At 74.2% G+C, this 25,454-nt stretch carries 25 protein-coding genes; 14 read left to right on the top strand and 11 right to left on the bottom strand.

The annotated features are described in order from the left end of the window. From mmsB to D7294_RS04850, 3 genes are all read left to right on the top strand, one after another. The gene (gene mmsB, locus D7294_RS04860) at positions 1-1,248 is read left to right on the top strand and encodes a multiple monosaccharide ABC transporter permease (RefSeq protein WP_241562105.1); all 1,248 of its coding nucleotides are present in this window, start codon (positions 1-3) and stop codon (positions 1,246-1,248) included. A 28-nt stretch (positions 1,249-1,276) separates the two neighbouring features. Beyond that, complete coding sequence (locus D7294_RS04855) at positions 1,277-2,350, top strand: aldose epimerase family protein (protein WP_120675839.1); 1,074 nt, start codon at positions 1,277-1,279, stop codon at positions 2,348-2,350. A 184-nt stretch (positions 2,351-2,534) separates the two neighbouring features. Beyond that, positions 2,535-2,798 (top strand): hypothetical protein, encoded by a 264-nt coding sequence (locus tag D7294_RS04850; RefSeq protein WP_241562104.1) that lies wholly within the window; start codon positions 2,535-2,537, stop codon positions 2,796-2,798. 170 nt (positions 2,799-2,968) lie between these two features. Here the strand turns inward: D7294_RS04850 and D7294_RS04845 are convergent, their stop codons facing one another. The 7 genes from D7294_RS04845 to D7294_RS04815 form a co-directional block, all read right to left on the bottom strand. Beyond that, positions 2,969-3,655: a hypothetical protein gene (locus D7294_RS04845; RefSeq protein ID WP_120675837.1), complete on the bottom strand. Its 687-nt coding sequence runs from the start codon at positions 3,653-3,655 to the stop codon at positions 2,969-2,971. A gap of 301 nt (positions 3,656-3,956) precedes the next feature. Further along, positions 3,957-4,553 (bottom strand): hypothetical protein, encoded by a 597-nt coding sequence (locus D7294_RS04840; RefSeq protein ID WP_241562103.1) that lies wholly within the window; start codon positions 4,551-4,553, stop codon positions 3,957-3,959. Between the two features lie 244 nt (positions 4,554-4,797). Next, positions 4,798-6,540 (bottom strand): PHP domain-containing protein, encoded by a 1,743-nt coding sequence (locus D7294_RS04835; RefSeq protein ID WP_120675833.1) that lies wholly within the window; start codon positions 6,538-6,540, stop codon positions 4,798-4,800. A gap of 186 nt (positions 6,541-6,726) precedes the next feature. Beyond that, positions 6,727-8,253 carry an arabinosylfuranosidase ArfA gene (arfA, locus tag D7294_RS04830; protein WP_120675831.1) on the bottom strand — a complete coding sequence of 509 codons (1,527 nt, stop codon included), beginning with the start codon at positions 8,251-8,253 and terminating at the stop codon, positions 6,727-6,729. A gap of 206 nt (positions 8,254-8,459) precedes the next feature. Then, positions 8,460-9,353: a carbohydrate ABC transporter permease gene (locus D7294_RS04825; protein WP_120675829.1), complete on the bottom strand. Its 894-nt coding sequence runs from the start codon at positions 9,351-9,353 to the stop codon at positions 8,460-8,462. Continuing rightward, positions 9,350-10,306, bottom strand: coding sequence for a carbohydrate ABC transporter permease (locus tag D7294_RS04820; RefSeq protein WP_120675827.1), 957 nt, complete (start codon positions 10,304-10,306; stop codon positions 9,350-9,352). The genes D7294_RS04825 and D7294_RS04820 overlap by 4 nt, the downstream gene beginning before the upstream one ends. Further along, the gene (locus D7294_RS04815; RefSeq protein WP_120675825.1) at positions 10,303-11,634 is read right to left on the bottom strand and encodes an extracellular solute-binding protein; all 1,332 of its coding nucleotides are present in this window, start codon (positions 11,632-11,634) and stop codon (positions 10,303-10,305) included. Before D7294_RS04815 ends, D7294_RS04820 begins: the two co-directional genes overlap by 4 nt. Positions 11,635-11,981: 347 nt before the next feature. On the opposite strand from D7294_RS04815, the gene D7294_RS04810 reads away from it, so the two are divergent. Next, positions 11,982-12,290, top strand: a complete 309-nt coding sequence (locus tag D7294_RS04810; protein WP_120675823.1) for a hypothetical protein — start codon at positions 11,982-11,984, stop codon at positions 12,288-12,290. Between the two features lie 161 nt (positions 12,291-12,451). Further along, on the top strand, positions 12,452-13,351 hold the full coding sequence (locus tag D7294_RS04805; protein ID WP_120676219.1) for an MIP/aquaporin family protein: 900 nt from the start codon (positions 12,452-12,454) through the stop codon (positions 13,349-13,351). A gap of 13 nt (positions 13,352-13,364) precedes the next feature. On the opposite strand, the gene D7294_RS04800 is transcribed toward D7294_RS04805, so the two are convergent. Next, a complete protein-coding gene (locus D7294_RS04800; RefSeq protein WP_120675821.1) occupies positions 13,365-14,129 on the bottom strand; it encodes a hypothetical protein in 765 nt (254 codons plus the stop codon). 93 nt (positions 14,130-14,222) lie between these two features. Here D7294_RS04800 and D7294_RS04795 point away from each other — a divergent pair, with 93 nt between their 5' ends. Then, entirely contained in the window at positions 14,223-14,822 is a 600-nt protein-coding gene (locus D7294_RS04795) for a TetR/AcrR family transcriptional regulator (protein WP_120675819.1), read from the top strand. A 9-nt stretch (positions 14,823-14,831) separates the two neighbouring features. Here D7294_RS04795 and D7294_RS04790 read toward each other — a convergent pair whose 3' ends face one another. Further along, positions 14,832-15,482 (bottom strand): NAD(P)-dependent oxidoreductase, encoded by a 651-nt coding sequence (locus tag D7294_RS04790; RefSeq protein WP_120675817.1) that lies wholly within the window; start codon positions 15,480-15,482, stop codon positions 14,832-14,834. A gap of 127 nt (positions 15,483-15,609) precedes the next feature. On the opposite strand from D7294_RS04790, the gene D7294_RS04785 reads away from it, so the two are divergent. After that, positions 15,610-16,215, top strand: a complete 606-nt coding sequence (locus D7294_RS04785; protein WP_120675815.1) for a TetR/AcrR family transcriptional regulator — start codon at positions 15,610-15,612, stop codon at positions 16,213-16,215. A gap of 26 nt (positions 16,216-16,241) precedes the next feature. After that, positions 16,242-17,009, top strand: coding sequence for a phosphotransferase (locus tag D7294_RS04780; protein ID WP_120675813.1), 768 nt, complete (start codon positions 16,242-16,244; stop codon positions 17,007-17,009). A 354-nt stretch (positions 17,010-17,363) separates the two neighbouring features. Here D7294_RS04780 and D7294_RS04775 read toward each other — a convergent pair whose 3' ends face one another. Beyond that, complete coding sequence (locus D7294_RS04775; RefSeq protein ID WP_120675811.1) at positions 17,364-17,975, bottom strand: TetR family transcriptional regulator; 612 nt, start codon at positions 17,973-17,975, stop codon at positions 17,364-17,366. 101 nt (positions 17,976-18,076) lie between these two features. On the opposite strand from D7294_RS04775, the gene D7294_RS04770 reads away from it, so the two are divergent. Further along, positions 18,077-18,679, top strand: a complete 603-nt coding sequence (locus D7294_RS04770; RefSeq protein WP_241562102.1) for an NADPH-dependent FMN reductase — start codon at positions 18,077-18,079, stop codon at positions 18,677-18,679. A 5-nt stretch (positions 18,680-18,684) separates the two neighbouring features. Here the strand turns inward: D7294_RS04770 and D7294_RS04765 are convergent, their stop codons facing one another. Next, positions 18,685-19,839, bottom strand: coding sequence for an MsnO8 family LLM class oxidoreductase (locus D7294_RS04765; protein ID WP_120675809.1), 1,155 nt, complete (start codon positions 19,837-19,839; stop codon positions 18,685-18,687). A 493-nt stretch (positions 19,840-20,332) separates the two neighbouring features. Between D7294_RS04765 and D7294_RS04760 the strand changes: the two genes are divergently transcribed. From D7294_RS04760 to D7294_RS04740, 5 genes are all read left to right on the top strand, one after another. Beyond that, positions 20,333-20,878, top strand: a complete 546-nt coding sequence (locus D7294_RS04760; RefSeq protein ID WP_422070659.1) for a GNAT family N-acetyltransferase — start codon at positions 20,333-20,335, stop codon at positions 20,876-20,878. Beyond that, positions 20,875-21,900: an amino acid ABC transporter permease gene (locus D7294_RS04755; protein ID WP_206619461.1), complete on the top strand. Its 1,026-nt coding sequence runs from the start codon at positions 20,875-20,877 to the stop codon at positions 21,898-21,900. The genes D7294_RS04760 and D7294_RS04755 overlap by 4 nt, the downstream gene beginning before the upstream one ends. Positions 21,901-22,031: 131 nt before the next feature. Then, complete coding sequence (locus D7294_RS04750) at positions 22,032-22,784, top strand: amino acid ABC transporter ATP-binding protein (RefSeq protein WP_120676210.1); 753 nt, start codon at positions 22,032-22,034, stop codon at positions 22,782-22,784. A gap of 100 nt (positions 22,785-22,884) precedes the next feature. Next, on the top strand, positions 22,885-23,916 hold the full coding sequence (locus D7294_RS04745) for an ABC transporter substrate-binding protein (RefSeq protein WP_120675807.1): 1,032 nt from the start codon (positions 22,885-22,887) through the stop codon (positions 23,914-23,916). Positions 23,917-24,075: 159 nt separating this feature from the next. Then, on the top strand, positions 24,076-25,341 hold the full coding sequence (locus D7294_RS04740; protein ID WP_120675806.1) for an SGNH/GDSL hydrolase family protein: 1,266 nt from the start codon (positions 24,076-24,078) through the stop codon (positions 25,339-25,341). Positions 25,342-25,454 lie beyond the last annotated feature (113 nt).

The following is a 25,454-nucleotide window of genomic DNA, read 5'->3' as shown; positions in this document are numbered from 1 at the left end:
ATGAGCCAGGCGACCCTTGGCAAGAGCACCTCGGAACGCCCGGAGGGCGGCGGGGGGCCCTCCGGCGGCGCGCGGTCGCTCGCCGGCCAGCTGCTGCGCGCGGTCAGGACCAACATGCGCCAGTCCGGCATGCTGATCGCGCTGGTCCTGCTGCTGGGCATGTTCCAGATCTGGACCGGCGGCGACGTGCTGCTGCCGCGCAACATCACCAACGTCATCCTGCAGAACAGCTACATCCTGATCCTGGCCATCGGCATGATGGTCGTCATCATCAACGGCCACATCGACCTGTCCGTCGGCTCGCTCGCGGCGTTCTCCGGCGGCGTGGCGGCCGTCCTCATGGTCGACCACGACATGTCCTGGCAACTGGCCCTGGCCATCTCGCTGCTGGTGGGCGCCGCCGTCGGCGCCTGGCAGGGCTTCTGGATCGCCTACATCGGCATCCCGTCCTTCATCGTCACCCTGGCCGGGATGCTCCTGTTCCGCGGCGCCACCCAGCTGCTGCTCGACGGGCAGTCGAAGTCGCCCTTCCCCGGCGGCTTCCAGGACATCGCCCAGGGCTACCTCCCGGAGGTGGGGCCGGACACGAACTACCACAACCTGACCGTCCTGATCGGGCTCGTGCTCTGCGCCGTCGTCGTCTTCTTCCAGTGGCGCAGCAGGCAGCAGCAGCGGGCGTACGAGCTTGAGGTCTCCCCGTTCAACCTCTTCGCGCTCAAGTGCCTGGCCCTGGTGGCCGCGATCCTGGCCTTCACGCTGACCCTGGCCAGCTACCGGGGCGTGCCGGTGGTGCTGCTCATCCTGGGCGGGCTGCTGGTCGTGGTCGGCTTCGTGATGCGGCACGCCGTCGTCGGCCGCCACGTCTACGCCCTGGGCGGCAACCGGGCCGCGGCCCAGCTGTCCGGCGTCAAGGACCGCCGGGTCACCATGGTGGTGTTCATCAACATGGGCGTGCTGGCCGCCCTGGCGGGCTGCGTCTACGCCGCCAGGCTCAACGCGGGCACCCCGGGCGCGGGCAACCTGTTCGAGCTGGAGGCCATCGCGGCGGCCTTCATCGGCGGCGCCTCCATGAGCGGCGGCGTCGGCACCGTGCTCGGCGCGGTCATCGGCGGCCTGGTGCTCGGCGTGCTGAACAACGGCATGTCGCTCGTCGGAGTGGGACCCGACTGGCAGCAGGTCATCAAGGGTCTGGTACTGCTGGCGGCGGTGGGCTTCGACGTGTGGAACAAGCGCCGGGCCGCCACCTGATACCGACCGCCTGGAAGGAGCGGCAGCCATGTCCACCCCTCGTCCGGCCGCGCAGGGTCCGCTGCGGGAGCCGTTCGGCCGACTCGCCGACGGCACCGAAGTCCACCGGTGGACCCTGGCCCGCGGCGGCACCCGCCTCGGGGTGCTCGCCTACGGCGGCGTCGTGCAGTCCCTCGAACTGCCCGACCGCGACGGCCGGACGGCCAACGTCTCCCTCGGCTTCGGCTCCCTGGAGCCCTACCTCGCCGGCTCCCCGTACTTCGGGGCACTGATCGGGAGGTACGGCAACCGCATCGCCGGCGGGCGCTTCACGCTCGACGGCCGCGAGTACCGCCTCCCGGTCAACGACGGGCCCCACAGCCTGCACGGCGGGGACGAGGGCTTCGACAAGCGGCTGTGGGAGGTGACCCCCTCCTCCCCGGCCGGGCTGACGCTCCGCCTCACCAGCCCGGCCGGGGACGCGGGTTACCCCGGCACGCTGGAGACGCGGGTGAACTACACCCTCACCGAGGAGGGGGCGCTGCGCATCGACTACGCGGCCACCACCGACGCCACCACCCCGGTGAACCTCACCAGCCACATCTACTTCAACCTCGCGGGCGAGGGCGCGGGACCGGTGGCCGACCACCGGCTCGGCCTCGCCGCAGGCCGCTACACCCCGGTCACCGAGACGCTGATCCCCACCGGGGAGCTGGCGCCCGTCGAGGGCACCCCCTTCGACTTCCGCCGCGCCAAGCCCATCGGCCGCGACCTGCGGGAGGCCCACCCGCAGCTGCTGCACGCCCAGGGCTACGACCACAACTTCGTGCTGGACAAGGGCGTCACCGCCGCCCCCGAGCACGTCGCCACCCTCTTCGACCCGGGCTCGGGCCGGGTCATGAAGGTGGCCACCACCGAGCCCGGCATCCAGTTCTACAGCGGCAACTTCCTCGACGGCACCCTCGCGGGACCCTCCGGCCGCACCTACCGCCAGGGCGACGCCCTCTGCCTGGAGACCCAGCACTTCCCCGACTCGCCGAACCACCCCCACTTCCCCGCCACCTGGCTCCACCCCGGCCGCACCCACCGCTCGACCACGATCTACTCCTTCGGCGTCCGCTGACCCGGCCCGGGGCCCCCGGGCCCCGGTGGACCCGGCTGCCCCGGTGGAGGCCGTGGACCCGGTGGCCGCGGCGGACCCGGTGGGACGCCGCCCGCTTTTCACCCGGACGAGCGAGCAGAAAGCCGCTTCCGCTGACGCGGCCCCGGGCAGGTTGCCTGCGCAACTGCCCATCCACACAAGGGAGATGGCTTTGGCCACGTACCGTACGGAGATCCAGACCGGTGGTCCCGAGGGCACCTGGTCGCCCGACGCGGACCTGGAGGTCTCGTTGCAGAACCGCGCGCAGGTGGTTCCCGCGAACGGCGCGCCGAGCACCGGCACCCAGGTCACCTGGAGCAGTCCACAAGGAAACGGGAACATCACCTTCTTCGACGAAGGTTCACGTTTCCAGGGCGCGGCCCAGTTCCCCGGCGAGGGACCGGTCGGCTACCGGGGCACCCTCCAGTAGCGGCGGCAACGCGCTTCTCCGGTAGCGGCGCCGGCGAACTCCTCGGGTAGCGGCGGCGCCGGCGCCGTCCTCCGATCCGTGCGGCGGCCACGTTCCTTCGGTCCCGGGCCGCCGCACGGACCACCCGGCGCCTCCCCCACCACCCGGCGGCAGGCCCCGGCGGGCCCGCCTCAGTCGTTGCGCGGGACCGTGAGGTAGTTCTCGCTGCTTGACCAGGTGAGGACGCTCTCGTGGGCGCCTCTGATCTCGTCGAGGGGCACCTCCTCGGGTGCGTCGGGGGTGCAGCGTGAGTAGATGATGCCGTCCGACTCGTCCTGGCAGGGATACGGATCGTCGATCAGGCCGCCCTCGGGGGTTTCCCATTCCACGCCCGGAATTCCCCCCTCCCAGGGCAGGTGGCCGGCGCTCGGGGCACGTCCCCAGCCTTCCAGTTCCTCCTGCGCCGCCTCCGCGTAGTCGGGTAACGCCTCGGCGATCCGCCGCAGCAGGGCAGGCATGTCCTCGTCCGTACCGAAATAGGCCGTCGCCCGCACCGAGCACTCCAGGGCGGGACCCGGGGCGTCCTGCAGCTCGTAGTCCCAGCCCTGGCCCCGGAGACACAGGTCGCGTACCACCACGGTGTAGCGGTGCAGCTCCGGCAGGCTTTGCGTCACCTCGTCGAGCTCCGCCTGCACCGCGTCGAGCGCCCGCGCGCGCACTTCCCCAGTCCCCGGGGCGGTCGCCCGGTCCCTGAGCTCCTCCGCCGACGGCTCTCCGGGCGCCCGGCAGGCGACGGTCGTCGCGAGGGCCAGCGCGGGGAGCAGCGCGGCGGCGGCGGTGCGGGTCCGCAGGTCTCGTGCGGGCGGCAGCTTCGGCATGTTCCAACCTCTCCTGGTTTTAGGTCTGTTGGGGTTCCAGGATGGGGCTGGGAAGCCGGACGGCGGGGAAGCGAGGCGGCGTGTCCTGAACCGGAGGCGGGCGAGAACCCGCCCGCGCCCCGGGGCCGGTTTCACTCGATCGGGCAGGGGCGCGGTCGCATCCGGTGACGTGGGGCCGGGGAGGGTGGGGGTGGCAGGGCTCGCGGTGGCAAGGGGTTGAACGGTCTGCGGGCGCTTGGCCGTTGGTTGCGTGGCCGCCCCGCTCCTTCCTCCTCGGGGTGGCCGCGCGACGGCGGGCCGCTCAGTGCCGGCCGCCGCAGCAGGGGTGGGTGTCGGGGATGTCGAAGGGGACGTAGGTGCCGCCGCGGGCCGGCATCAGGCGCAGCAGCAGGTCGTCCTCCTCCCATTCGGGGCGCAGGTGGGCGCGGGTGTCGAGGAGCGCGGTGGGCTCGGGCACCAGGCCGCCGAGGGCCACGGTGCGGGTGATCGCCGTCCGGTCGAGGAGTTCGCCGACGGTGAGGGTGCCGGTGGTCTGCGACCAGCCGGGGAAGAGCACCGCGCGCCCGGAGCGCAGGGCCGCGGCGGCGGCCCCGGCGGCGGCGCCCTCGTGGTGTTCGGGCGGGCCGGTGCGGGCGTCCTGCCAGGCGGTGGCGAGGCCGAGTTCGGCGGCGAGGCCACCGGCGAGGCGGTCGTAGGCGGCACCGGTCTCCGCCGGGCCCGGCAGGCTGAGGCTCAGCGCGAGGATCGGGCCGGGGGCCCGCACCGGGTGCGTGCAGCCCAGGGTGCCGCCCGGGAGCGCGAGGGCCGCAGCGAGGCGGTGCAGCAGGTGGTCGGCGTCCGGCAGGTGCCGGGAACCGGCGCTGAGGCCGATCGGCGGCACGGCGGCGGGTGGGGGCACGGTGGCGCTCCAGGGGTGGGGAGGAGGCGAGGAAGCTTGGGGGCCGGGCCGGGGCGAACCCGCAACGGCCCGGGCCGAACCCCGACCGGGCGGGGAGCCGGAAAGCGGCCCGGCCCGGGCCGGGGCGAACCCCAACGGCCCGGGCCGCGGCGCGGGACCCGCCGCCAGGCGTCAGGCGGGTGGCCGCGCCGCGGCCCCGGGAGAAGCCGCAGGTCCGGTTCGCGACGGCCGGCGGCGAGGGGGGTTACTCGGGCAGCACCCACATCGGGTTGGAGTAGAACCACAGGTCCTGCCACGGGTCGGCGTCGCCGAGCACGTCGAGGGCGGGGCCCGCCGGGTCCACGTCCGCGCCGTACAGGCCGGGCTGGCTGCGGTTGCCGTCGGTGCCGCGCAGCCGGACGTAGAGCGGCTGGTCGACGCGGCCGAGCGAGTAGGTCAGGGTGACGGTGCCCGTCGAGCGGTTGACGTCGAAGGAGGTGACGACCTTGGCCTGGCGCGCCCGGAAGGTGTCCTTGTCGCGCTGGGTGCCGGTGACCGCGCCCTGGATGACGTCCACGCGGGCCAGCTCGGGCACGAACTGCGCCCAGTTGGGGCCGTTGGCCAGGGCGATCTCGATGGACAGCTCGACCCGGGTGCCGCGCCGCACGTGCAGCGAGCCGCCCAGGGTGACGGACCTGCCGCCGCCGCGCAGCCGGGCGTCCAGGCCGGAGATCAGCCCGCCGTGGTCCACCCAGATGCGCCCGGCGCGGATGCCCTCCATGACGGCGGCGTAGGAGAAGTTCCGGGCGCCGACGTGGGTCCTGCTGTACTGGCCGGGCCAGAAGTCGGTGTTGTCCGTGAGCAGCCCGGAGCCGGCGTACACCGGCGGGGTGTGGAAGCCGTTGCCCTCGAAGTCGTCGTCCGCGGGGGTGACCGAGGTGTCGCCGTAGATCTTGTGGGAGTCGGAGTTGGCGGTGATCCACCAGGGCTTGCCCTCGGCGAGGAGGCTGTCCCACAGGCCGCCCACGGTGGCGGTCATCCAGTCGAAGCCGCCCCAGGTCCGGTAGGACTCGGCCGGGTAGCCGGCGAAGGAGTCGGCGCTCGGGCTGGACTCGTAGCCGCCGCGCCCGCTGCCGGGCCCGTGCGGGGCGGGGATGCCGCCGGCCTGGTGGCCGGGGGCGCCCTCGAAGCCGACGGCGATGGTGGGCTGGGCGTCGCGCCAGGCGCGGATCTCGTGCGGCGAGTCGATGCCCTTGCGGGAGGGGTGGTTCGCCAGCATCAGGGCGTCCTTGACCTTGTTGCGGCGCACCTGGGAGGCGAGGAAGTCGAGGCCGGCGATGGCCAGGGCCTCGTTCTGCGGGGTGTTGGCGGTGGCGGACTGCACCGCGCCGTCGTAGTCCCGCTCGAACTGCTTGAGGACCTCGACCTCGTTGCGGCCCGGGTGCACGAACACGGTGCCGTGCTCGGCGGCCGGGATGTTCCACTCCAGGCCCTGGAAGACCAGGGTGTCCTCGTGGGCGGAACGGGCCGCCTGGATGTCGGGGTTGACCTTCTCGACGCCGATCCTGACGTGCTGCTCGGTGCCGTGGTCGGTGATGACCATCCAGTCGAGGCCGTGGGCGGCGGCCTGGCGGACCTGGTCGATGACCCGGTACTGCGCGTCGGGGCTGTACTGGGTGTGGATGTGGTGGTCGCCCGCGAGCCAGGTGAGGCCGCCGCCCCCGTTCCCGCGGCTGCCCGCGGCAGACGAGGCAGACGCAGCAGGGGAGGAGGCGGCGGCGCCGCCGGCCCCGGCCAGCACGCTCGCCCCGGCCACGCCGGCGCCGAGCAGGCCGGCGCGGCGCAGCATGGAGCGGCGCGTGAGCTGGTCGGGGCTCAACTCGCTGTCGGGGACCGCGAGGTCCATGGCCGCGGGCAGCGGTCTGGTCTCCTCGTGGTCGTGACCGTGGCCGTGCGGGTGGTGATGGCCGTGCGGGTGGCCGTGGCCGTGGTGGTGTCCGTGCCCCATGTCGTACTCCCCGGGGGATGCGCTCTCGTGTCGATTGCCGGGGGCACTCTTGAGCGCGCACATGAACGGCGGGTGAGCGGGGGAAGACGGCCCTCTTGAGAGCGACTGACCGGTTCGCCCGCCCTGACCGGGAAGCGGGGTTTTCGCGGCGTGGGGCGGTCGCCCTTCGGCCGCGCCGGAGCCCCCTCAGCCGAGCCGGATCACGTTCCAGGACAGCGGTTCCAGGGTGGCGCGGAGGACGCCGCCGGCCAGCGTGGTCCCGGTGGCCTGGTGCGGGGTGACGCGCTCGGGCTCGGCCGCGGTGTTGCGGGCCTCGGGGTCGGCGTCGGCGAGCACGGAGTGCTCGGTCACCTCCGTCAGGCCCAGGCCGTGGAGGGTGACCTCGAGCGGCAGCGGCTCGGTCTGGTGGCGGTTGACGGCGAAGACGGTGACGGCGCCGGTGGCCTCGTCGCGGACCGCGGTGGCGTGCAGCAGGTCCACCTCGCCGTAGCGGCGGGTCAGGTGCCGGGGCCCCTCGGGGCGCACGTCCAGGACGGTGCCGCGGCCGTACTTCGAGGCCTGCGCGAAGGGGTGGAACGTCGTCTGCCGCCAGGCCGCCCCGCCCGGCTCGGTGGCGATCGGGGCGATGACGTTGACCAGTTGGGCGAGGCAGGCGACCTTGACCCGGTCGGCGTGCCGCAGCAGGGCGATCAGCAGCGAGCCGAAGACCACGGCGTCGGTGACGCTGTAGTTGTCCTCCAGCAGCCGCGGCGCCTCGCTCCAGTCCTCGCCACGGCCCTCGTCGGAGAGCTGGGGGGCGCCGCCGCTCTGGTACCACACGTTCCACTCGTCGAAGGAAAGCGTGATGCGCTTGGGCGACTTGAGGCGGGCGCCGACGTGGTCGCAGGTGGCGACGACGTTCTCGATGAAGGACTCGGTGTCGACGGCCGAGGCGAGGAAGGAGTCGCGGTCGCCGTCCTCCTCCTGGTAGTAGGCGTGCAGGGAGATGTGGTCGACCAGGTCGTAGGCGTGGCCGAGGACGGTACCCTCCCAGGCCGCGAAGGTCGGCATGCTCTGGGACGAGCTGCCGCAGGCGACGAGTTCGACGCCGGGGTCGGCCTGCCGCATGGCGCGGGCCGTCTCGGCGGCCAGCCGCCCGTACTCGTCTGCGGTCTTGTGGCCGGTCTGCCAGGGGCCGTCCATCTCGTTGCCCAGGCACCACAGCGCGACGCCGTAGGGGTCCTTGTCGCCGTGGGAGGCGCGGAGGTCGGACAGCTCGGTGCCGCCGGGGTGGTTGGCGTACTCCTGGAGCTCGATGGCCTCGGCGACGCCGCGGGTGCCCAGGTTGACGGCGAGCATCGGCTCGGCGTCGATCTTGCGGACGAAGTCCATGAACTCGCCGAGGCCGAACTGGTTGCTCTCGGTGGAGCGCCAGGCCAGGTCGAGGCGGCGCGGGCGGCGCTCTCTGGGGCCGACGCCGTCCTCCCACTTGTAGCCGGAGACGAAGTTGCCCCCCGGGTAGCGCACCACGGTCACGCCGAGCTCGCGCACCAGGTCGAGGACGTCGCCGCGCAGGCCCGCCGCGTCGGCGGTGGGGTGGCCCGGCTCGTAGACGCCGGTGTAGACGCAGCGGCCGAGGTGCTCGACGAAGGAGCCGAACAGCCTGGGGTCCACGGGTGAGACGGCGAAGGCGGGGTCGAGGGTGAATCGGGCGGTGTGCGGTGCGTCGCTCATGCGGGTCCCTGTGTGCTCGCGTCCTGCTGGCGAAACGTACGAAATCTCGTACGGCGATCGTTACTTCGAACAGAACTTAGGCGGGGCACCGATCCCCCGTCAACGGGTGGGCGGGCGGTGATCCCCGAGCCGTGGGGGGATCGCCGCCCGCCGGCCGGGCGCCCCGCCCCTTGCGGAGGGCGCCCGGCGATCCGGTGCCGGCGCCGCTACTGGCCGGCGAGGCCGGTGTGTGCGACGCCGCGGACGATCTGCCGCTGGAAGAAGACGAACACCACCAGCAGCGGGAGCCCGCCGATGATGACCGAGGCCATCATCTGGGCGTAGCGGACGCCGAAGGAGGACTGCACGTTGACCAGGCCGACGGGCAGCGTCATGCCGTTGGGGTCGGTGGTGACCAGGAAGGGCCACAGGAAGTTGTTCCAGGTCTGGATGAACGTGAAGATGGCCACCGCCGCGAGCACCGGCCGCGACAGGGGGATCACGATCTGCCAGAACACCCGCCAGCGCCCCGCGCCGTCCACGTAGGCGGCCTCCTCCAGCTCGCGCGGCAGGCCCTCGAAGAACTTCACCAGGATGAAGACCATCGCGGGCACGGCGACCTGGGGGAGGATCACGCCCCAGTAGGTGTCCACCAGGTGCAGGGAGACCATCTCGGCGAACAGCGGGGCGATCAGCACCTGGGGCGGCACCATGATCCCGGCGAGCACCAGGCCGTAGAGCACCTTCTGCCCGCGGAAGCGGGTGCGGCTGAAGCCGTAGGCCGCCATGGCGGTCAGCAGCACGGTGAGGACGGTGGTCACGCTCGCGATGTAGGCCGTGTTGAACAGCCACCTGGGCAGGTCCCCCGACTCCCACACCTTGCGGTAGGCGTCGAGGGTGAGGTGCGAGCCGATCCAGTGGAAGCCGGTGTCGGTGGTCTCGTTGTCCGGCTTCAGGGAGGTGGCCAGGGCCCAGGCGAGCGGCAGCAGCCACAGCACGGCCAGCAGGATGGCGCAGCACAGGAGCGCGATCCGCCCCGGCGTCCAGCGGGCCGTGCGCCCGCCGCTGTCCTCCTCGCCGCGGGGCAGCAGGGCGTTGCGCACGGCGGTCAGGGCGCTCATGCGGGGTTCTCCTCACGGGAGCGGCGGGTGAGCCGCAGGTGGATCAGGGAGACGATCACGATCAGCGCGAAGAAGATGTACGAGATCGCGGACGCGTAGCCGACGCGGTAGCCGGTGAAGCCGGTCTGGTAGACGTACTGGAGGATCGGCCGCGTCGAGTCGTCGGGGCCGCCGCCGGTCATGATGTACACCTGGTCGAAGATCTTCAGCGAGGCCAGCAGCTGGAGCACGACGACGACGCCCGTGGTGCGGTTGAGCATCGGCAGGGTGATGCTGCGGAACCGGTGCCAGGCCCCGGCCCCGTCGAGTTCGGCCGCCTCGTACAGGTGCTGCGGGATGGCCTGGAGGGCGGCGAGGTACAGCAGGAAGTTGAAGCCGACGGTCCACCAGACGGTGGTGAGGACGACCGAGAGCATCGCGTACCTGGTGTCGGTCAGCCAGCCGATGCCCGGGTGCAGGCCCAGGAAGTCGAGCAGCTGGTCGGCGAAGCCGAAGTCCGAGGGGTAGATCACCCACAGCCACAGCAGGCAGACCACGCCCGAGGGCAGCACGAAGGGCGTGAACCAGCTCAGCCGCCACAGCCAGCTGACGAAGCGGAGGTGGTGCGCGAGCAGGGCGAAGACCAGCCCCATCACGACGAGCGGCACGGTGGACAGCACGGTGAACCAGATCGTGTTCCACAGCGAGGACCACACGTCGGGGTCGCTCAGGGCGTCCGCGTAGTTGTCGAGCCCCACGTAGTCGGAGTGGGTGCCGGCGATGTCCTCGTTGGTGAGGCTCATCTTCACGCCCCACAGCAGCGGCCAGACCAGGAAGAGCGCGTAGACGACGAGGAAGGGCAGGGTGAAGACCAGCCCGTGCTCCAGCCAGTGGCGGCGGACGGTGCGGGCGGTGGCCGGGGCGGGCGGCTGGGAAACGCGGGGCGGCGCGGCGGCCGGGGTCGTGGTGCTCATGCCGTCTCCCCGAACGGGTTGGGGGTGTCCAGGAGGTCCTGGAGCCGTGACTTCGCCTCCGCGAGCGCGTTCTCCGGCGAACGGGAGCCGGTGAAGACGCCGGAGAAGACGGCCCCCAGCTCGATCTCCAGCGCGGAGGCCGAGCCGGCGAACCAGGCCGGCGGGTCCAGGACGACGTCGTCGATGACCGAGCGGTACTCGGACTGCGGGCGCATGTCGAGGTATTCGGGCTTCTCCAGCGTCGGCAGGTAGGCGGGCACGTGGCCGCCGGCCGCCCAGTCCACGGAGTTCTTCAGCAGCCAGGCGACGAACTCGTGCGCGGCCTCGTTGCCCGGCCCGCCGCGGTCGGTCTGGTTGGGCAGGACGAAGGAGTGGCAGTCGGCCTCCACGCGGCCCGAGCCGAAGATGTCGGGCAGCCGGGTCATCGAGAACGGCACCTCGTTGTTGAGGAAGGTGGACACCTCCCACTCGCCGTTGATGAAGAAGCCGCCCTGGCCGCTGGAGAAGAGGCCCACGCTCGCGGCGTAGTCGGTGCGCGGGGCGATCAGGCCCTCGTCGCTCAGCATCCGCATGAACTCCAGGACCTCAAGGGCCTTCTGGTCGTCCAGCGTCATGCGGGTGCCGTCCTCGCTGAGCATGGTGGCGCCCGTCTGCGAGTACAGGGTCCAGAAGATGCGCCAGGGGCCCACCGTGTCCGCGCCGAGCGTCTCGACGACGAGCCCCGGGCCGCCGATCACCTCGCCCGCGGCGCGGATCGCGGCGACGAACTCCTCGGGCCCCGTGGTGGGGACCAGCCGGCCGTCGGCGTCCAGCAGTCCGGCCTGTTCGCATATCTCGGTGTTGAAGTAGAGGACGATCGGGTGGGTGTCCAGTGGTATCGCGTACTGCTTGCCGCCCGCCTGCCCGCGGCGCCACAGGTCCGGGGGGAAGTCGGCCTCGGTGACGCCGTGTTCGGCGAGGAGGTCCAGGTCGAAGGGGTTGAGCAGCCGGCCGGGCGCGAAGCCGGGGAGCCGGGTGATGTGGAGCACGGCCACCTCGGGGGCCCGGCCGCCGGCGCCCGCCATGGCGAGCTTCGTGTAGTAGGGCGAGCCCCAGGCGAGGGTGGCCGCCTGGAGGTCGACGTCCGGGTGGCTCTGCTGGTACGCGTCCAGCATCGCGGCCATGGTGACGCCGTCTCCACCGCCGAAGAGGTGCCAGTAACGCAGCCGGGTCTTGCCCGAGGCGACGCCGCTGGGTGCGGCGCACCCGGCCGCCGACAGGGCGCCGAGCGCCCCGGCGCCGGCGAGTGATCCCAGCACGCGCCTGCGGCTCGGTCTCGGAGGTGGCAAGGAAGAAGGGAACATGCGGCCCGCCCATCCCATAAGTATTCGCAATTTCGAACATGGATCGGATGTACGAACGAAAGTTAGGGGTGGCGTGCGGCACCGTCAACGGTCGTGCAGCAGTTCGCCGCGGATTCTCGCGTGTCGGTGGCGGCGCGTAGTCTGACGGGCGACCGAGCGAAACCGGCGGGCCGGCGCGCGGGGCCGACGCACGAGCCGGGCAAGCGGAGCGGCGCAGCCGGCCGGGGGAGGCGCAGCCGGGAAGCGGCGCCGGGAAGGGGAGCGACGGAATGGCGGGCCGGAGACGGGGCACGGGGGCACTCGGGAGGTTCGGGATACCCGGAGGGCTCGGCATGTCCGGGACGCTCGGGATACCCGGGGCGCTCGGGGCGCTCGCGCTGCTCACCGGCTGCGGCAGCACGCTGCCCGAGACGCCACAGCCGCCGCCGCCCGCGGGCGCCGAGCCCTCGGACGCGCCCTCGGAGGGCTGGGGCGGTGAGCTGGGGCCGAGCGCGGAGGTGGGCCTCTCCGGGCTCCCCCCGGAAGAGCCACTCCCGCCCTGGCGGCACGGCGAGGAGGAGACGTACCCCGGCTGCCCGCCCGAGGTTACCGCCGAGGCGCACGACGGCGTCGTGCTCTGCGCCTACCTGACCACGGACTGATCCGCGCGCCCCGGATGCGCCCGCGTACGCCATCGGGCGGACTTCGGCGGCGACTCGCCGCCAGAGCCCCACCGCTCCCGGCGTGCCTGCGTACGTTCGTCCGAGCCGGGGCGGCCCCGCCCTTTCCGACCTGTGTCACGGAGGGCCGAATGAGCGAGCAGATGGCGGATCGCATTCCCCTGCGGCGCGGCTATCGGGAGGGGCTGCCCAGCGAGCTGATCGCGGAGTTCCTCGGCACCTTCGTCCTGGTCCTCATCGGCATCGGCTCCGTCGCCGTCGCCGTCGTCGGCCTGCCAGGCTCCGACCGCCAGCCGGGCCCGTTCACCGCCGCCAACTGGCTGATCATCGCCTGGGGCTGGGCGATGGGCGTGGTCTTCGGCGTCTACGTCGCCGGCGGCATCAGCGGCGCCCACATCAACCCGGCGGTGACCCTCGGCTTCGCCGTCCGGGGCCGCTTCCCGCTGTGGAAGATCCTGCCCTACTGGGCGGCGCAGATCCTGGGCGCCTTCGCCGCCGCGGGCGTCATCTACGCCACCTACCGCTGGGCCATCAACGCCGCCAACGACAAGGCGGGCACCGGCAAGACGGAGTCCCTGGACACCTTCTCCATCTTCGCGACCTTCCCCGCCAAGTACTTCGGCAACTCCTGGTGGGGCCCGCTGCTCGACGAGATCGTGGCCACCGCGCTGCTGCTCCTGCTGATCTGCGCGCTCCTCGACACCCGCAACTCCGCCCCCCAGGCCAACCTCGCCCCCCTCCTCATCGGCCTCGTGGTCTTCATGATCGCCCTCGCCTACGGCACGAACTCCGGCTACGCCATCAACCCGGCGCGCGACCTCGGGCCGCGGGCGTTCACCTTCTTCGCCGGCTGGGGCCACATCGCCTTCCCCGGCACCTTCGGCTGGTTCGGCAACTACTGGTGGATTCCCCTCGTCGGCCCGCTGATCGGCGCGATCCTCGGCGTCCTGGTCTACGACCTGCTCGTCACCCCCTTCGTCAAGGTGCGCGGCCTCGCCCGCGAGGAGGGGGCCGACCTGTCCCGGCCCGAGGAGGGCGAGTAGCCCCCCGTTCCGCTCAGGCGGTCCCCTCGCCCCGGCCCGTGGCCAGGTCGAGCAGCGGCCCTTCGAGCCTGGCGGCCAGGTCCGCGTCGGCCTCCCGCGCCTCCCGCAGGAAGGCGCGCGTGGCCGCCGAGAGGGCGCGCCTCAACTCGCGCGCGCCCAGGTCGCGTACCAGCGCCTCCGCCAGCGGGTCCGTGACCTCGGGCGGCAGCAGGTGGGCCCCCTTGGCATAGGCGGTGGGCAGGCCGAGCCGGTGGCAGGCGAGCGTCAGCACGTGCCCCCTGAGGGCGCCGATCCAGTGCTCGGCCTGCCAGCCCCGGCCGCGTTCCACGGAGATCCTGGCGTGCAGCACGTGGTGCCAGGCGAGCCCGATCAGGTGGTCCACGTCCGGGGCTGAGGCGGGCCGCCGGCCGGCCGCCTCGCCGAAGAGCAGCCGGAAACCCCCCTCGCCGACCGGCCCGAAGGCCCCGGCGGGCGCGAAGCCGAGGTCCGCCTCCAGGCCGCCGGGAAGCAGGAAGGCGCGGTAGCGGAACGGGGGCGCCACCAGGTCGAAGTGGTGCAGGGCGCCCAGCTCCCGGTAGGCGAACTCCCCGAAGGCGGCCGCCGCCTCGGGCAGTGCGGTGCCCTCGGCCACGCCGAGGAAGAGGTCGAGGTCCGACCAGCGGTCCGCGTGGCCCGCCGCCGCCGAGCCGGTCAGCGCGGCCCCGGTGATCCGCGGGTCCTCGCGGGCGAGGCCGAGCAGCCGTTCCAGAACCGCGTCCCGCTCCTGTGCAGTGAACATCCGCCGACGGTACGCCGACGACGGCAACGCGGCCCGTGCCGGGGCCGGTTCGCCGCCTCTCCCGCTGTGCGTACCGGTAGGTACACTTTTCCGGTGAGCACCTCGGAACGCCTCATCGAGAGCACCCGCGAGCTGCTGTGGGAGCGCGGGTACGTCGGCACCAGCCCCCGGGCCATCCAGCGCCGGGCGGGCGCCGGGCAGGGCAGCATGTACCACCACTTCGCGGGCAAGTCCGACCTGGCCCTGGCGGCGATCACCCGCACCGCCGAGGAGCTGCGGGCCCAGGCCGAGGCCCGGCTGGGCGGCCCGGGCGGCGCGGTGGAGCGGATCGCGGCGTACCTGCGGCGCGAGCGGGAGGTGCTGCGGGGCTGCCCGGTGGGGCGCCTGACCCAGGACCCGGACGTGATGGCCGACGAGGCGCTGCGCCGGCCGCTTGAGGAGACCTTCGGGTGGCTGCGGGAGCGGATCGCCGCGGTGCTGGCCGAGGGCGTCGAGAGCGGGGAGCTCGACCGCGGGCTCGACCCGGCGGCCACCGCCTCCGCCCTGGTCGCCGTGCTCCAGGGCGGGTACGTGCTGGCGCGCGCGGCCGGCACGGAAGAGCCGTTCGCCGAGGCCGTGGAGGGCGCCCTCGGCCTGCTCGCCGCCCGGGCCGCCCCCGCCGGCCGGCCCGGCCCGGGCGCCGGCCGCCCCTGACCCGGGCGGTCAGGCGGCGACGCCCACCGCCTTGCCCTCGGTCGCCGGGTCGCCCAGGCAGGCCAGCAGGGCGTCGGCCACGTCGGCGCGGCCGATGGTCCTGCCGCCCGGCACGTTGCCGCCCACGACCCGGCGGTAGGCGCCGGTGTGCGGCCTGCCGGTGAGCCTGGGCGGCCGGACGACGGTCCACCGCGCGCCGCTCGCCGCGATGACCCGCTCCATCTCCCGCAGGTCGGCGTAGCTGTGCCGCAGCAGCAGGTGCAGCAGCGGGTACGCCACCGCACGCGTCAGCAGGTCGGCCCCCTCTCCCGGCGGGCCGACGGGGGCGGCGCTCACGGCCACCAGGCGCTCGGTGCCCGCCCGTTCCATGGCGGTCAGGATCGCGCGCAGCGCGGGACCCGCGACGGGTTCGGTCTTCGCCTGCCTGTTGCTGCGCGCGCCGAGCGCGGATATCACCGCGTCGCGCCCGGCCAGGAGGGGCGCGAGGGCCCCGGCGTCGGTGACGTCCGCGACGGTGACCACGTCGAGCCCCGGCCCTTCCGGGTGGGCCAGCCTGGCCGGGTCGCGGACGACCGCGGTGACCCGGTGGCCGGCGTCGAGCGCCTGCCGGACGACCTGGTGGCCGACGCCGCCCGTGGCGCCGAAGACGGTGAGCTTCATGGGCATGTCCTTGCCGTGTCCTTCGTGAGGGAACGGGCCCCCGAGCCCGGCCGCGGCGCATCGCGGGGCAGGGCCGCCAGGGGTGGGTGAGCATTTACTCACCCCGGTCTCCCTGTAGGGTGAGTGAATGCTCACCCCGAAGTCAAGCCGGCCGACGCCCGAGCGCCTGCTGGACGCCGCGGAGCGGCTGATGCGCTCCGTCGGCCTGGCGAACGCCACCACCAAGGCGATCGCCCGCGAGGCCGGATGCTCGGAGGCCGCGCTCTACAAGCACTTCGCCAACAAGGAGGAGCTCTTCGTCCGGGTCCTCACGGAGCGCTCGCGGAACGCCGGCCCGCTGCTCGCCGAGCTGACCGCGGACCCCGGCGGGCGGAGCGTGGAGGAGTGCCTGACCGAGATCGCGCGCCGGGCCGCGCTCTTCTACGCCGACGCGATGCCGATGGCGGCCTCGCTCTTCGCCGAGCCCGCGCTGCTCGGCCGCCACCGGGAGGGCCTGCGGGAGATCGGCCGGGGGCCGCATATGGTGCTCGATGCCCTCACCCGGTACCTGCGGCGGGAGCGGGAGCGGGGCCGCGTCTCCCCGGAGGCCGACCCGTACGCGGCGGCGGCCCTGCTGCTCGGGGCCTGCTTCCAGCGGGCGTTCTTCCTGCACTTCTCCGGGGAGGACGTGGTCACGCCGATCGAGGAGTTCGCGCCCGCCGTCGCCCGCACCACCTGGGCCGCCCTCCGCTGAGCCGCCGCCCGTGGCAGGGTGGGGGCATGCGGGAGGGGACACCGGAGGAGACCGGGGAGCAGGTGCTGCGCGGGGGCTTCGTCAACCGGGTGGTGCGCGTGGGCGACACGGTGCGCCGTCGGCCCACGGCGCGCTCCGCCTTCGTCGCCGAGTTGCTGGCGCACTTCGCGGCGCACGGCTGGCGGGGCGCGCCCCGGCGGCTGGGCCGGGACGAGCAGGGGCGCGAGGTCTTCGGCTACGTCGCGGGGCGGGTGGCGCTTGAGCCCGGGGAGCAGGCGGCGGCCCGCTCCCCCGAGTGCCTGGCCGAAGTGGCGCGTCTCGTCAGGGAGTTCCACGACCTGACCAGCGGCACGCCGCTCGCCGCGGGCGCCGAGGTCGTCTGCCACAACGACCTCTCGCCGCGCAACACGGTCTACGCGGTCGACGCGGACGGATGGCGGCCGCTGGCGCTGATCGACTGGGACATCGCCGCGCCGGGGCGGCGCGTGCAGGACGTGGCCCACCTGTGCTGGCAGTACCTGGGGCTCGGCCCCGGCGTCACGGACGTGGCCGAGGCGGCGCGGGGCATCGCGCTGATCCGCGCGGCCTACGGCCTGGACCCGGGCGAGCCGCTGCTGGACACCGTCCTGTGGTGGCAGGACCGCTGCCTGCGGGGCATCGCGGCGGGCGCGGAGCGCGGCGATCCTGCCATGTCCTTGCTGCGCGAGCGCGGGGTGGTCGAGGAGGTGCGCGCCGCCCACGCCTGGACGGCCGCACACCGCGACGCACTCGACCCACCCCGCCCCGCCGGCTGACCCCACAGCGGCGGCTGCGGACGTACGCGGCCGGGCCGCGAGCGGGCGCAGGCGCCCGCGGCCGGGTGCGGGCGTGCGCCATCGGGCGCGGGCGGCATCCGCCGGGCATCGCGCGGCGCCCGCGGCGCGCCATGTGGCTGCCGCCCGCCCGGCCTCGGGTTCCCCTCGCACGGGTACCGCCCACCGCACGGGGTCCACCCGCCGCCGGGGGTTCACTGCCCAGGGGCCGCCGCCCGCCCGGGTACCGCCCGCCGCCGGGAGGCCACCGGCCGCCGAGGGCCGCCCGCCGACGGGGGCCCCGCCGACGGGGGGCCGCCTCGCGGCGGGGGGCCGCGTGGGTCGCCCGGCCAGGGCTCAGCCGCAGAGGGCGCGTTCGGCCGCCGCGGTCAGCGTGTCGGCCACGCGCCCGGCGGGCAGGCCGCGGCCCGCGTACAGCCGGTCGAAGCTCTCGAAGGCAGTGAACAGGCAGAGCAGATCGGCCGCCTCGGCCTCGGCGACCTCCGCGCGCAGCGCGCCCTGCGCGGCGAGCCGGGCGGCCAGCCGCGCCATGCCGGCCGCCCTGTCCTCCTCCAGGTCCCGGGACCACGCCCCGGCCGCGGGGTCGAGGCGCGCCATCGCGTGCAGCGCGCGCAGCACCCCGTGGTGCGGCGCGTACGCCCCGGCCACGGCCCGGATCGTGGCGCGCAGGGCCGCGCGGGCGTCCGCCCCGGCGGCGGCCCCGAGGGCCTCGGCGAAGCCGCCGCGGCTCATCAGGTCGGCGCCTGCCGCCTCGAACAGGCCGGCCCGCGAGCCGAAGACCTGGTAGACGGTCGGCCGCGCCACCCTGGCCAGCCGCGCCACGCGGTCGATGCCGAGCGACGCGGCGGGCGCCGCGCGCAACGCGGCGTACACCGCGTCGAGGATGCGCCGCCTGGTCGCCTCCGCGGCCTCCGCGCGCAGGCGCTGCTCGTACTTGCGGGTGGGCATGGGCGCAGCATAGTTCCATTCCGCTTGACGCAGTGTCTTCTGAAATACAGTGTGCACGACGAAATCCCGGGCTCCGGGAAGGCTCCGAGAAAGGGCGCACCATGCCGCCAGTCAGCACCGACCTGCCCCAGCCGCTGTCCATTCCCCGGGTGGGGATCATCGTCGGCACCACCCGGCCGGGCCGGAAGGCCGGCCAGGTGGCGCGCTGGGTCCACGGCATCGCCGCGCGGCGCGCGGACGCCTCCTTCGAGATCGTGGACCTGGCCGACTTCTCCCTGCCGCACCTGGACGAGCCCACCCCCGCCCGGGGCGGCGAGTACCGGCACGCCCACACCCTGGCCTGGGCGGAGCGGATCGGGACCCTGGACGCCTTCGTCTTCGTGACCCCGGAGTACAACGGCTCGATCCCCGGCGTGCTGAAGGACGCCCTCGACTTCCTCTACGCGGAGTGGACCGGCAAGGACGCCGGCCTGGTGGGCTACGGCATCGGCGGCGGCAAGCGGGCCATGGACCACCTCCGCTACGTCCTGGGCAACGTCCGGGTCATCGCGGTCGCCGAGCAGGTCTCCCTCACCTTCCGCGACGACTTCGAGGAGATGACCCGCCTGGTTCCGGGCCGGGGACGCCAGGGGGAGCTGGTGGCGATGCTGGACGAGCTGGTCGCGGCGGTGGGGAAGTCCTCGGGGGTGGTGGTCGAGGGCTGAGCGGCTCAGGGGGCCGGCCGCCAGGCCCGGGCGAGGAGTCCGTAGGAGCGGACCCGGTCCTCGTGGGCGTGGGTGATGGTCGTGATCAGCAGCTCGTCGGCCCCGGTGACCTCGCGCAGGGCGCTCAGCCGGTCCACGACCGAGGCGGGGTCGCCGACGATCTGGGTGTCCACCCGGTCCGCGACCAGCGCGCGCTCCTCCTCGGTCCAGGGGTGCCGGGCGCTCTCCTCGGGGGTGGGGAAGGGGATCGCGCCGTCGCCGGCCCGGATGCTCAGCACCCAGCGGGCGTAGGGCGAGGCCAGTTCGCGGGCCTTCGCCTCCTCCTCGGCCACCACCACGTCGGCGGACACCACCACGTGGGGCCTGGCCAGTTCGCGGCTCGGGACGAAGGCCGCGCGGTACGCCTCGACCGACTCCAGCAGGGTCGAGGGGCTGACGTGGTAGTTGGCCACGTAGGGCAGCCCGAGGCGGCCGGCCGCCTCGGCGCTTGCGCCCGGGCCCGAGCCCAGGACCCACACCTGCAAGGCGGCGCCCTCGGCGGCGGGGGCGTGCAGCGGCTCCCCCGAGGGGGTGCGGTAGGTCCCGGCGAGGAGCCCGAGGACCTGCCCCACCTCGGCGAGGTAGTCGTGGCCCGCGTCCTGCCTGGCGATCAGCAGCTCCTGCCGCTCGCGAAAGCGCCTGCGGACCTCGGGGTCGCCGAACCGGGAGCGCGGCTTCGGGGGGATGACCACCCCGCCGATCAGCCGGTTGGCCGCGGGCGGGCCCCCGGCGCCGACCGCGGCGAACCGCGCGGCGAGTTCCTCGGGCCGCACCAGGCCGGAGCGGCCGAGGCCGAGGTCGATCCGCCCCGGGTGCACCGCGGCGATGGTCCCGAACTGCTCGGCGACGGCGGCCGGGGCGTAGTAGCCGAGCAGCACCGCGCCCGAGCCGACCCGGATGCGGCTGGTCGCCGAGGCGATCAGCGCGATGAGCACCGCGGGGGCGGCGGAGGCCACCCCCTCGGTGAGGTGGTGCTCGGCCACCCAGTAGCGCCGGTAGCCGAACTCCTCGGCGCGGCGGGCCAGGTCGAGGGTGGCGCGCAGGGCGGCCCGGCCCGTCGAGCCGGAGGGGACGGGGGCCAGGTCGAGGACGGAGAGCGGAACGCGGTGCTGGGACGTCATGTCGGTGCTCCTCCGGGGATTCCGGGCGTTCTCGGCCGGTGCCGGAGATACCGCCGTTTTCGATCCGGCGCACGGTCCCGGCCCATTCTTCCACCGCATCCCGGTACGCATGCCTGTTCTTCCGCACATTCATGGGAAGTGACATGCCGTGGAAATAAAAGGCGCAGGACGCCCCGTCTCCCGCGTCCCCACGATCCGGTGAAGTCCCAGTTCACCGGCGGGAATCGGGGAGCCGACCCGTAGCCTTGCGCCATGCGGCGGGCGTCATCGGGGCGACATATTGTTGCCGCGCAATGCCGGATGGTTGTCGCTCCGTGAATTTCCCGCCGGGGCCGCCGATTTCCTTGTCGAACGCGCCGTGCCGGTGCTCCACTGTTGAGCCGTGGACGCCATGAAGGCCGTGAACACCGTGAACACCACCGACGCCGTGAACGCCGGGAGCGCCGGGAGCGCCCGGCACGCCGAGGACCCCGGGCCCGGCGCGGACGGCGCGTTGCCGCCGGCCGAGGCCGGCGAGGGGACCGTGGTGCGGGCCGAGGTGACCGACCCGCTGGCCGGGCCGCTGCTGCGCGGCCTGGAGCGGGAGTACGTCGCGCGCTACGGCAGCGGGGCGCGGGCCGAGATGACGCGCTACCCGGCCGGGGAGTTCTCGCCCCCGCACGGGCTGCTGCTGCTCCTGCTCGCCGGGGGCGAGCCGGTCGCCGGAGGCGCCTACCGGCGCCACGACGCGCGGACGGCCGAGCTGAAGCGCGTCTGGTGCCACCCGGCGCACCGCAGGCGGGGCCTGGCCCGCCGGGTCCTCGCCGAGCTGGAGTCGGCCGCGGCCCGCGCAGGCTACCGCCGCATCCACCTCACCACGGGGCCGCGCCAGCCGGAGGCCAGGGCGCTGTATCTGGCGGCCGGTTACACGCCGCTGTTCGACACCTCCGCCGCCCCGGAGACCCTGGGCCCGCTGCCCTTCGAGAAGCTCCTCGCGCCCGCCCCGGCCGCCACGCCCGGGCCCGCGGCCGGGGGCGGCGCGCCAGGGGAGTTGCCGTGAGCGGGAGCGTGACGCGCGACGCGGCGGGCGGGCGCGCCGCCCGGCGGGAGGACGGGGAGGAGCCGGACGGGCTGCCGATCGTCCCGGCGCGGCACTACGGGCGGTGGGTGGCGGCGCTCGTGGTCCTGGTGCTGCTGGCGCAGTTCGTCCACGGGCTGGTCACCAACCCGGGCTGGGACTGGGAGACGTTCTTCGACTACCTCTTCGCCGAGAGCGTGCTGCGGGCGCTGTGGCTGACGGTGCAGCTGACGGCCTACGGCACGGTCATCGGCTTCTCACTCGGCGTGCTGCTCGCCCTGATGCGGCTGTCGGGTTCGCCGCTGCTGCGGGGCGTGGCCTGGGGGTACGTGTGGGCCTTCCGCTCGATACCGCTGATCGTGCAGCTGCTGTTCTGGTTCAACCTGGCCTACCTGTACCGGGAGCTGGGCCTTGGCATCCCCTTCGGTCCGGTGTTCTGGCGCTTCGAGACGCTGCACCTGGTGGGCGCGATGAGCGCGGCCGTCCTCGGCCTGGCGCTGCATCAGGCCGCGTACGCCGCCGAGATCGTGCGCGGCGGGATCATCGCGGTGGACCCGGGGCAGCGGGAGGCCGCCGCGGCCCTGGGCATCCCGCGGGCGCGGCAGCTGCGCCGGATCGTGCTGCCGCAGGCGATGCGGGGCATCCTGCCGAACGCGGCCAACGAGATCGTCTCCCTCTTCAAGGGGACCTCGATCGTGTCCGTGATGGCCATCGGCGAGCTCTTCTACCGGGTGCAGGTGATCTACGGGCGCAACGGCCGGGTGGTGCCGCTGCTGATGGTCGCGACCTTCTGGTACATCGTTCTCACCACGCTGCTGTCCCTCGCCCAGGCCCGGGTGGAGCGGTACTTCGCCCGCGGGGTGGGGCGGACGCGCCCGCGCGCGGCGTGGCGGCGCGCCCTTGCGCGCCTCCCGCGCCTCCCGCGCCTCGCGGCGGCGGCGCGGCGGCCGGCGGCCGGGGCGCCCGCGGCCGAGGGGCCCGCCACGCAACGGGGGGCGGCGTGAGGGGCTTTCCGCGCCGCGGGGCGCGGCAGGGCGGCACGCCGGAGGGCGCACGCGGGCCCGGCGGGCGTGCGGGCGGCGTGTGGAACGGCGCACGAGCGGGCGGCGCGTCGGAGGGCGCCGCCGGCGGCGCGATGGTGGACGTCCGCGGCGTGCACAAGGCGTTCGGAACGCTGCGGGTGCTGCGCGGCGTCGACTTGCGGGTGCGGGCGGGCGAGGTGGTCGTCATCCTCGGCCCGTCCGGCTCCGGCAAGTCGACGCTGCTGCGCAGCATCAACCACCTGGAGCGGCTGGACCGCGGCTTCGTGCGCATCGACGGGGAGCTGGTCGGCTACCGGCGCAGCGGCGGCCGGCTGCGCGAGCTGACGGAGCGGGAGGTGCTTCGGCAGCGGGTCCACATCGGCTTCGTCTTCCAGGACTTCCACCTCTTCCCGCACCTGACCGTGCGGGAGAACCTGGTCGAGGCCCCCGTGTCCGCGCGCCGCGTGCCGCGCCGGGTGGCCGAGGCCAGGGCGGCGGCGCTGCTGGCCCGGGTGGGGCTGGCCGACAAGGCGGACGCCTATCCGCGCCGGCTCTCCGGCGGGCAGCAGCAGCGGGTGGCCATCGCCAGGGCGCTGGCCCTGGAGCCCAAGGTGCTGCTGTTCGACGAGCCCACCTCCGCGCTCGACCCCGAACTGGTCGGCGAGGTCCTCGACGTGATCCGGGACCTGGCGCGCGCCGGCACCACCATGCTGATCGTCACCCACGAGATCGGGTTCGCCCGCGAGGTCGCCGACCGGGTGGTCTTCATGGACGGGGGCCTGATCGTCGAGGAGGGCCCGCCGGAGCAGGTGCTGGACGCGCCCCGCCACGCACGCACCCGGGCGTTCCTCTCGAAGGCGCTGTGAGGCCGCCGCGCCCGCGGACCCCGCAGGGCCGCGGCCCGGTGCCGCGGCACCGGCCGCGCCCGTACCGCCCCCGTTCCCCGACTCGCAGGAGGCAGCCGTGATGTCCCGCCCCGCCCGCCGCCGTCCCGCCCGCCGCCGCGCCGCCCGCGCCGTGCCGGCCGCGCCGCTCGCCGCCCTGGCCGCCGTGGCGGCCCTGGCCGCGCCGGCCCTCGCCGGCTGCGCGAACCCCGAGGAGGAGGCCGGCCCCAGGCCGGCGGGCGCGAGCGCCCCGGCGGGCGCCGGCTTCGACCTCGGCCCCGACCAGGACCGGATCACCACCGAGGCGGTGCCGGACATCGCGGCGCTCGTGCCCGCGGAGATCCGCGAGCGCGGCACCCTGGAGGTGGCCCAGACCGGGGGCACCGCGCCGCCGCTCGACTTCTACGCGACCGACGACGAGACCGTGATCGGCGTGGAGACCGACATCGCCTCCCTGGTGGCCGACGTGCTCGGGCTTGAGGTCCGCTACCACACCATGGACTGGGCGAACATCTTCGTCGGTCTCGACAGCGGCAGGTACGACGTCGGGTTCAGCAACATCACGGTCACCGAGGAGCGCAAGGAGAAGTACGACTTCGCCACCTACCGGCTGGACAACCTCGCCGTCGAGGCCCCGGCCGGCGGGGACTGGCGGGTGACGGAGCCCGCGGACGTCGCCGGGCACACCCTCGGCGTCGGCTCCGGCACCAACCAGGAGCAGATCCTCCTCGACTGGAACGAGCAGAACCTGGCCCAGGGCCTTGAGCCCACCGAGATCAGGTACTACCAGAACGCCGCCGACTACTATCTGGCGCTCTCCTCGGGCCGGATCGACGCCTACTTCGGCCCCCACCCCACCTCCGCCTACCACGCCGCCGTCACCGGGGAGACGGAGATCATCGGCACCTTCTCCGGCGGCGGCGACGAGGTGCAGGGCGAGATCGCCGCCACCACCAAGAAGGACAACGGCCTGGTGCGGGCGCTGAACGAGGCCCTCAACGAGGTGATCGGCAACGGCACCTACGCGCGGGTCCTCGACCGCTGGGGCCTGGCGGACGAGGCGGTGGAGCGCTCCGAGATCAACCCGCCCGGCCTGCCGCGAACCGGGGGCTGAGCCCGCGCCGCGCCACGGGTGGGCCGGGCAGGGCGCCGGACGGGTGGGCCGCCCACACTAACGGTCCCGAAGTTCCCTTAACCGCCCTCGCGGTGCTACGGTGACCCAGCTAACGGGAAAAAAGACCCGTTAAGGGTCTCCATGGAAGGGCACCCCGTCATGTCTCGCGCACCGCGCTCCCGCCGCCTCGCCGTCTCCACCGCCGTCCCCGCCACCGCCGTCGCCGGCCTCCTGATCGGGGCGTCGACCTGGCCGAACGCCGCCGCCGCCGATCCGGTCCGGTGGCAGGCCAGTTGGGGGGCCGCACCGCAGATGCCGAGCACCGGCTTCACCCCGAACTGGTCGCAGGCGGGCTTCTCCCACCAGACCGTCCGCCAGGTCGTCCGGATCAGCGAGGGCGGCGACCGGCTCCGCATCCGCCTGTCCAACGCCTACGGCACCTCGCCGGTGGAGATCAGCGGCGCCACCGTCGCGCGCACCGCCGAAGGAGCCTCCGTCGTCCCCGGCACGGTACGCCCGCTCACCTTCGGCGGGCATCGCTCGGCCGCGATCCCCGCGCACGGCGACCTCCGCAGCGACGCCGCCGGCCTGGCGGCCGACGACCTGACCTCCGTGACCGTCACGCTCTACCTGGCCGGAACCACCGGGCCCGCCACGTTCCACGCCCAGGGCTTCGCCACGAGTTACCTGGCCGACGGCGACCACCGGGCCGACGCCTCAGGCGCGGCGTTCGCGGAGACCAGCCAGTCCTGGTACTACCTGTCCGGCGTGGAGGTCGGCCGCGACCGGCGGGACCGGCACGGCGGCGACGGCATCGTCGCCCTGGGCGACTCCCTGACCGACGGCTTCGGCTCGACGCCGGGCGCCGACAACCGCTACCCGGACGAACTGGCCGAACTCACCGGCCGGCCGGTGGTCAACTCCGGAATCGGCGGGAACCTCGTCCTCAACGACTCCGCCTGGTACGGGGAACGGGGCACCGCCCGCTTCGCCCGTGACGTCCTCGACCAGCCCGGCGTCTCCACCGTCGTCCTGCTGGAGGGCGTCAACGACATCGGCTTCAGCGAGGTCGAGGACCAGCCGACCTACCGGCCCGCGCCGGAGATATCGGCGGACGAGCTGATCGCCGGCTACCGAACCCTCATCCGGCGGGCGCACCAGGTGGGCCTGGAGATCGTCGGCGCCACCCTCCCGCCGTTCCAGGGCTCCGACCACTGGGGGCCGCACGCCGCCCGGGTCGGCGACGAGGTGAACGACTGGATCCGCAACTCCGGGGAGTTCGACGCGGTCGTCGACCTGGACCGCGTGCTCGCCGACCCGGCCGACCCGGACCGCCTCAACCCGGCCTACGACTCCTCCGACGGGCTCCACCCGAACGACGCGGGCTACCGGCTGACGGCCGAGGCGGTCGCCGCCGTCCTGTGAGGCCCCCTGCGAGGCACTCCGCCACCGCCGCGCCGCGCCGCCCCCGAGTCCAGGCCCGAGTCCAGGCCCGGGCCCGGGCGCGGCGCGGCCGGCAGGTCGGCGAGGGCCGGGAC

Origin of the sequence: Streptomyces hoynatensis (genome assembly GCF_003626535.1) — a bacterium.
Taxonomy (GTDB): Bacteria; Actinomycetota; Actinomycetes; order Streptomycetales; family Streptomycetaceae; genus Streptomyces; species Streptomyces hoynatensis.
The sequence above is the reverse complement of the archived record's forward strand: the minus strand, read 5'-3'. Positions and strand labels throughout refer to the sequence as shown.

Bases quoted from the DNA above. Each gene is read 5' to 3' on its own strand.
- D7294_RS04740 (WP_120675806.1), top strand. From the start codon at position 24,076: ATGTCTCGCGCACCGCGCTCCCGCCGCCTCGCCGTCTCCACCGCCGTC.
- D7294_RS04770 (WP_241562102.1), top strand. From the start codon at position 18,077: ATGCCGCCAGTCAGCACCGACCTGCCCCAGCCGCTGTCCATTCCCCGG.
- D7294_RS04775 (WP_120675811.1), bottom strand. From the start codon at position 17,975: ATGCCCACCCGCAAGTACGAGCAGCGCCTGCGCGCGGAGGCCGCGGAG.
- D7294_RS04745 (WP_120675807.1), top strand. From the start codon at position 22,885: ATGTCCCGCCCCGCCCGCCGCCGTCCCGCCCGCCGCCGCGCCGCCCGC.
- D7294_RS04850 (WP_241562104.1), top strand. From the start codon at position 2,535: ATGGCTTTGGCCACGTACCGTACGGAGATCCAGACCGGTGGTCCCGAG.
- D7294_RS04810 (WP_120675823.1), top strand. From the start codon at position 11,982: ATGTCCGGGACGCTCGGGATACCCGGGGCGCTCGGGGCGCTCGCGCTG.
- D7294_RS04805 (WP_120676219.1), top strand. From the start codon at position 12,452: ATGGCGGATCGCATTCCCCTGCGGCGCGGCTATCGGGAGGGGCTGCCC.
- D7294_RS04845 (WP_120675837.1), bottom strand. From the start codon at position 3,655: ATGCCGAAGCTGCCGCCCGCACGAGACCTGCGGACCCGCACCGCCGCC.
- D7294_RS04785 (WP_120675815.1), top strand. From the start codon at position 15,610: ATGCTCACCCCGAAGTCAAGCCGGCCGACGCCCGAGCGCCTGCTGGAC.
- D7294_RS04825 (WP_120675829.1), bottom strand. From the start codon at position 9,353: ATGAGCGCCCTGACCGCCGTGCGCAACGCCCTGCTGCCCCGCGGCGAG.
- D7294_RS04750 (WP_120676210.1), top strand. From the start codon at position 22,032: ATGGTGGACGTCCGCGGCGTGCACAAGGCGTTCGGAACGCTGCGGGTG.
- D7294_RS04820 (WP_120675827.1), bottom strand. From the start codon at position 10,306: ATGAGCACCACGACCCCGGCCGCCGCGCCGCCCCGCGTTTCCCAGCCG.
- D7294_RS04800 (WP_120675821.1), bottom strand. From the start codon at position 14,129: ATGTTCACTGCACAGGAGCGGGACGCGGTTCTGGAACGGCTGCTCGGC.
- mmsB (WP_241562105.1), top strand. From the start codon at position 1: ATGAGCCAGGCGACCCTTGGCAAGAGCACCTCGGAACGCCCGGAGGGC.
- D7294_RS04780 (WP_120675813.1), top strand. From the start codon at position 16,242: ATGCGGGAGGGGACACCGGAGGAGACCGGGGAGCAGGTGCTGCGCGGG.
- D7294_RS04765 (WP_120675809.1), bottom strand. From the start codon at position 19,839: ATGACGTCCCAGCACCGCGTTCCGCTCTCCGTCCTCGACCTGGCCCCC.
- arfA (WP_120675831.1), bottom strand. From the start codon at position 8,253: ATGAGCGACGCACCGCACACCGCCCGATTCACCCTCGACCCCGCCTTC.
- D7294_RS04835 (WP_120675833.1), bottom strand. From the start codon at position 6,540: ATGGGGCACGGACACCACCACGGCCACGGCCACCCGCACGGCCATCAC.
- D7294_RS04855 (WP_120675839.1), top strand. From the start codon at position 1,277: ATGTCCACCCCTCGTCCGGCCGCGCAGGGTCCGCTGCGGGAGCCGTTC.
- D7294_RS04790 (WP_120675817.1), bottom strand. From the start codon at position 15,482: ATGAAGCTCACCGTCTTCGGCGCCACGGGCGGCGTCGGCCACCAGGTC.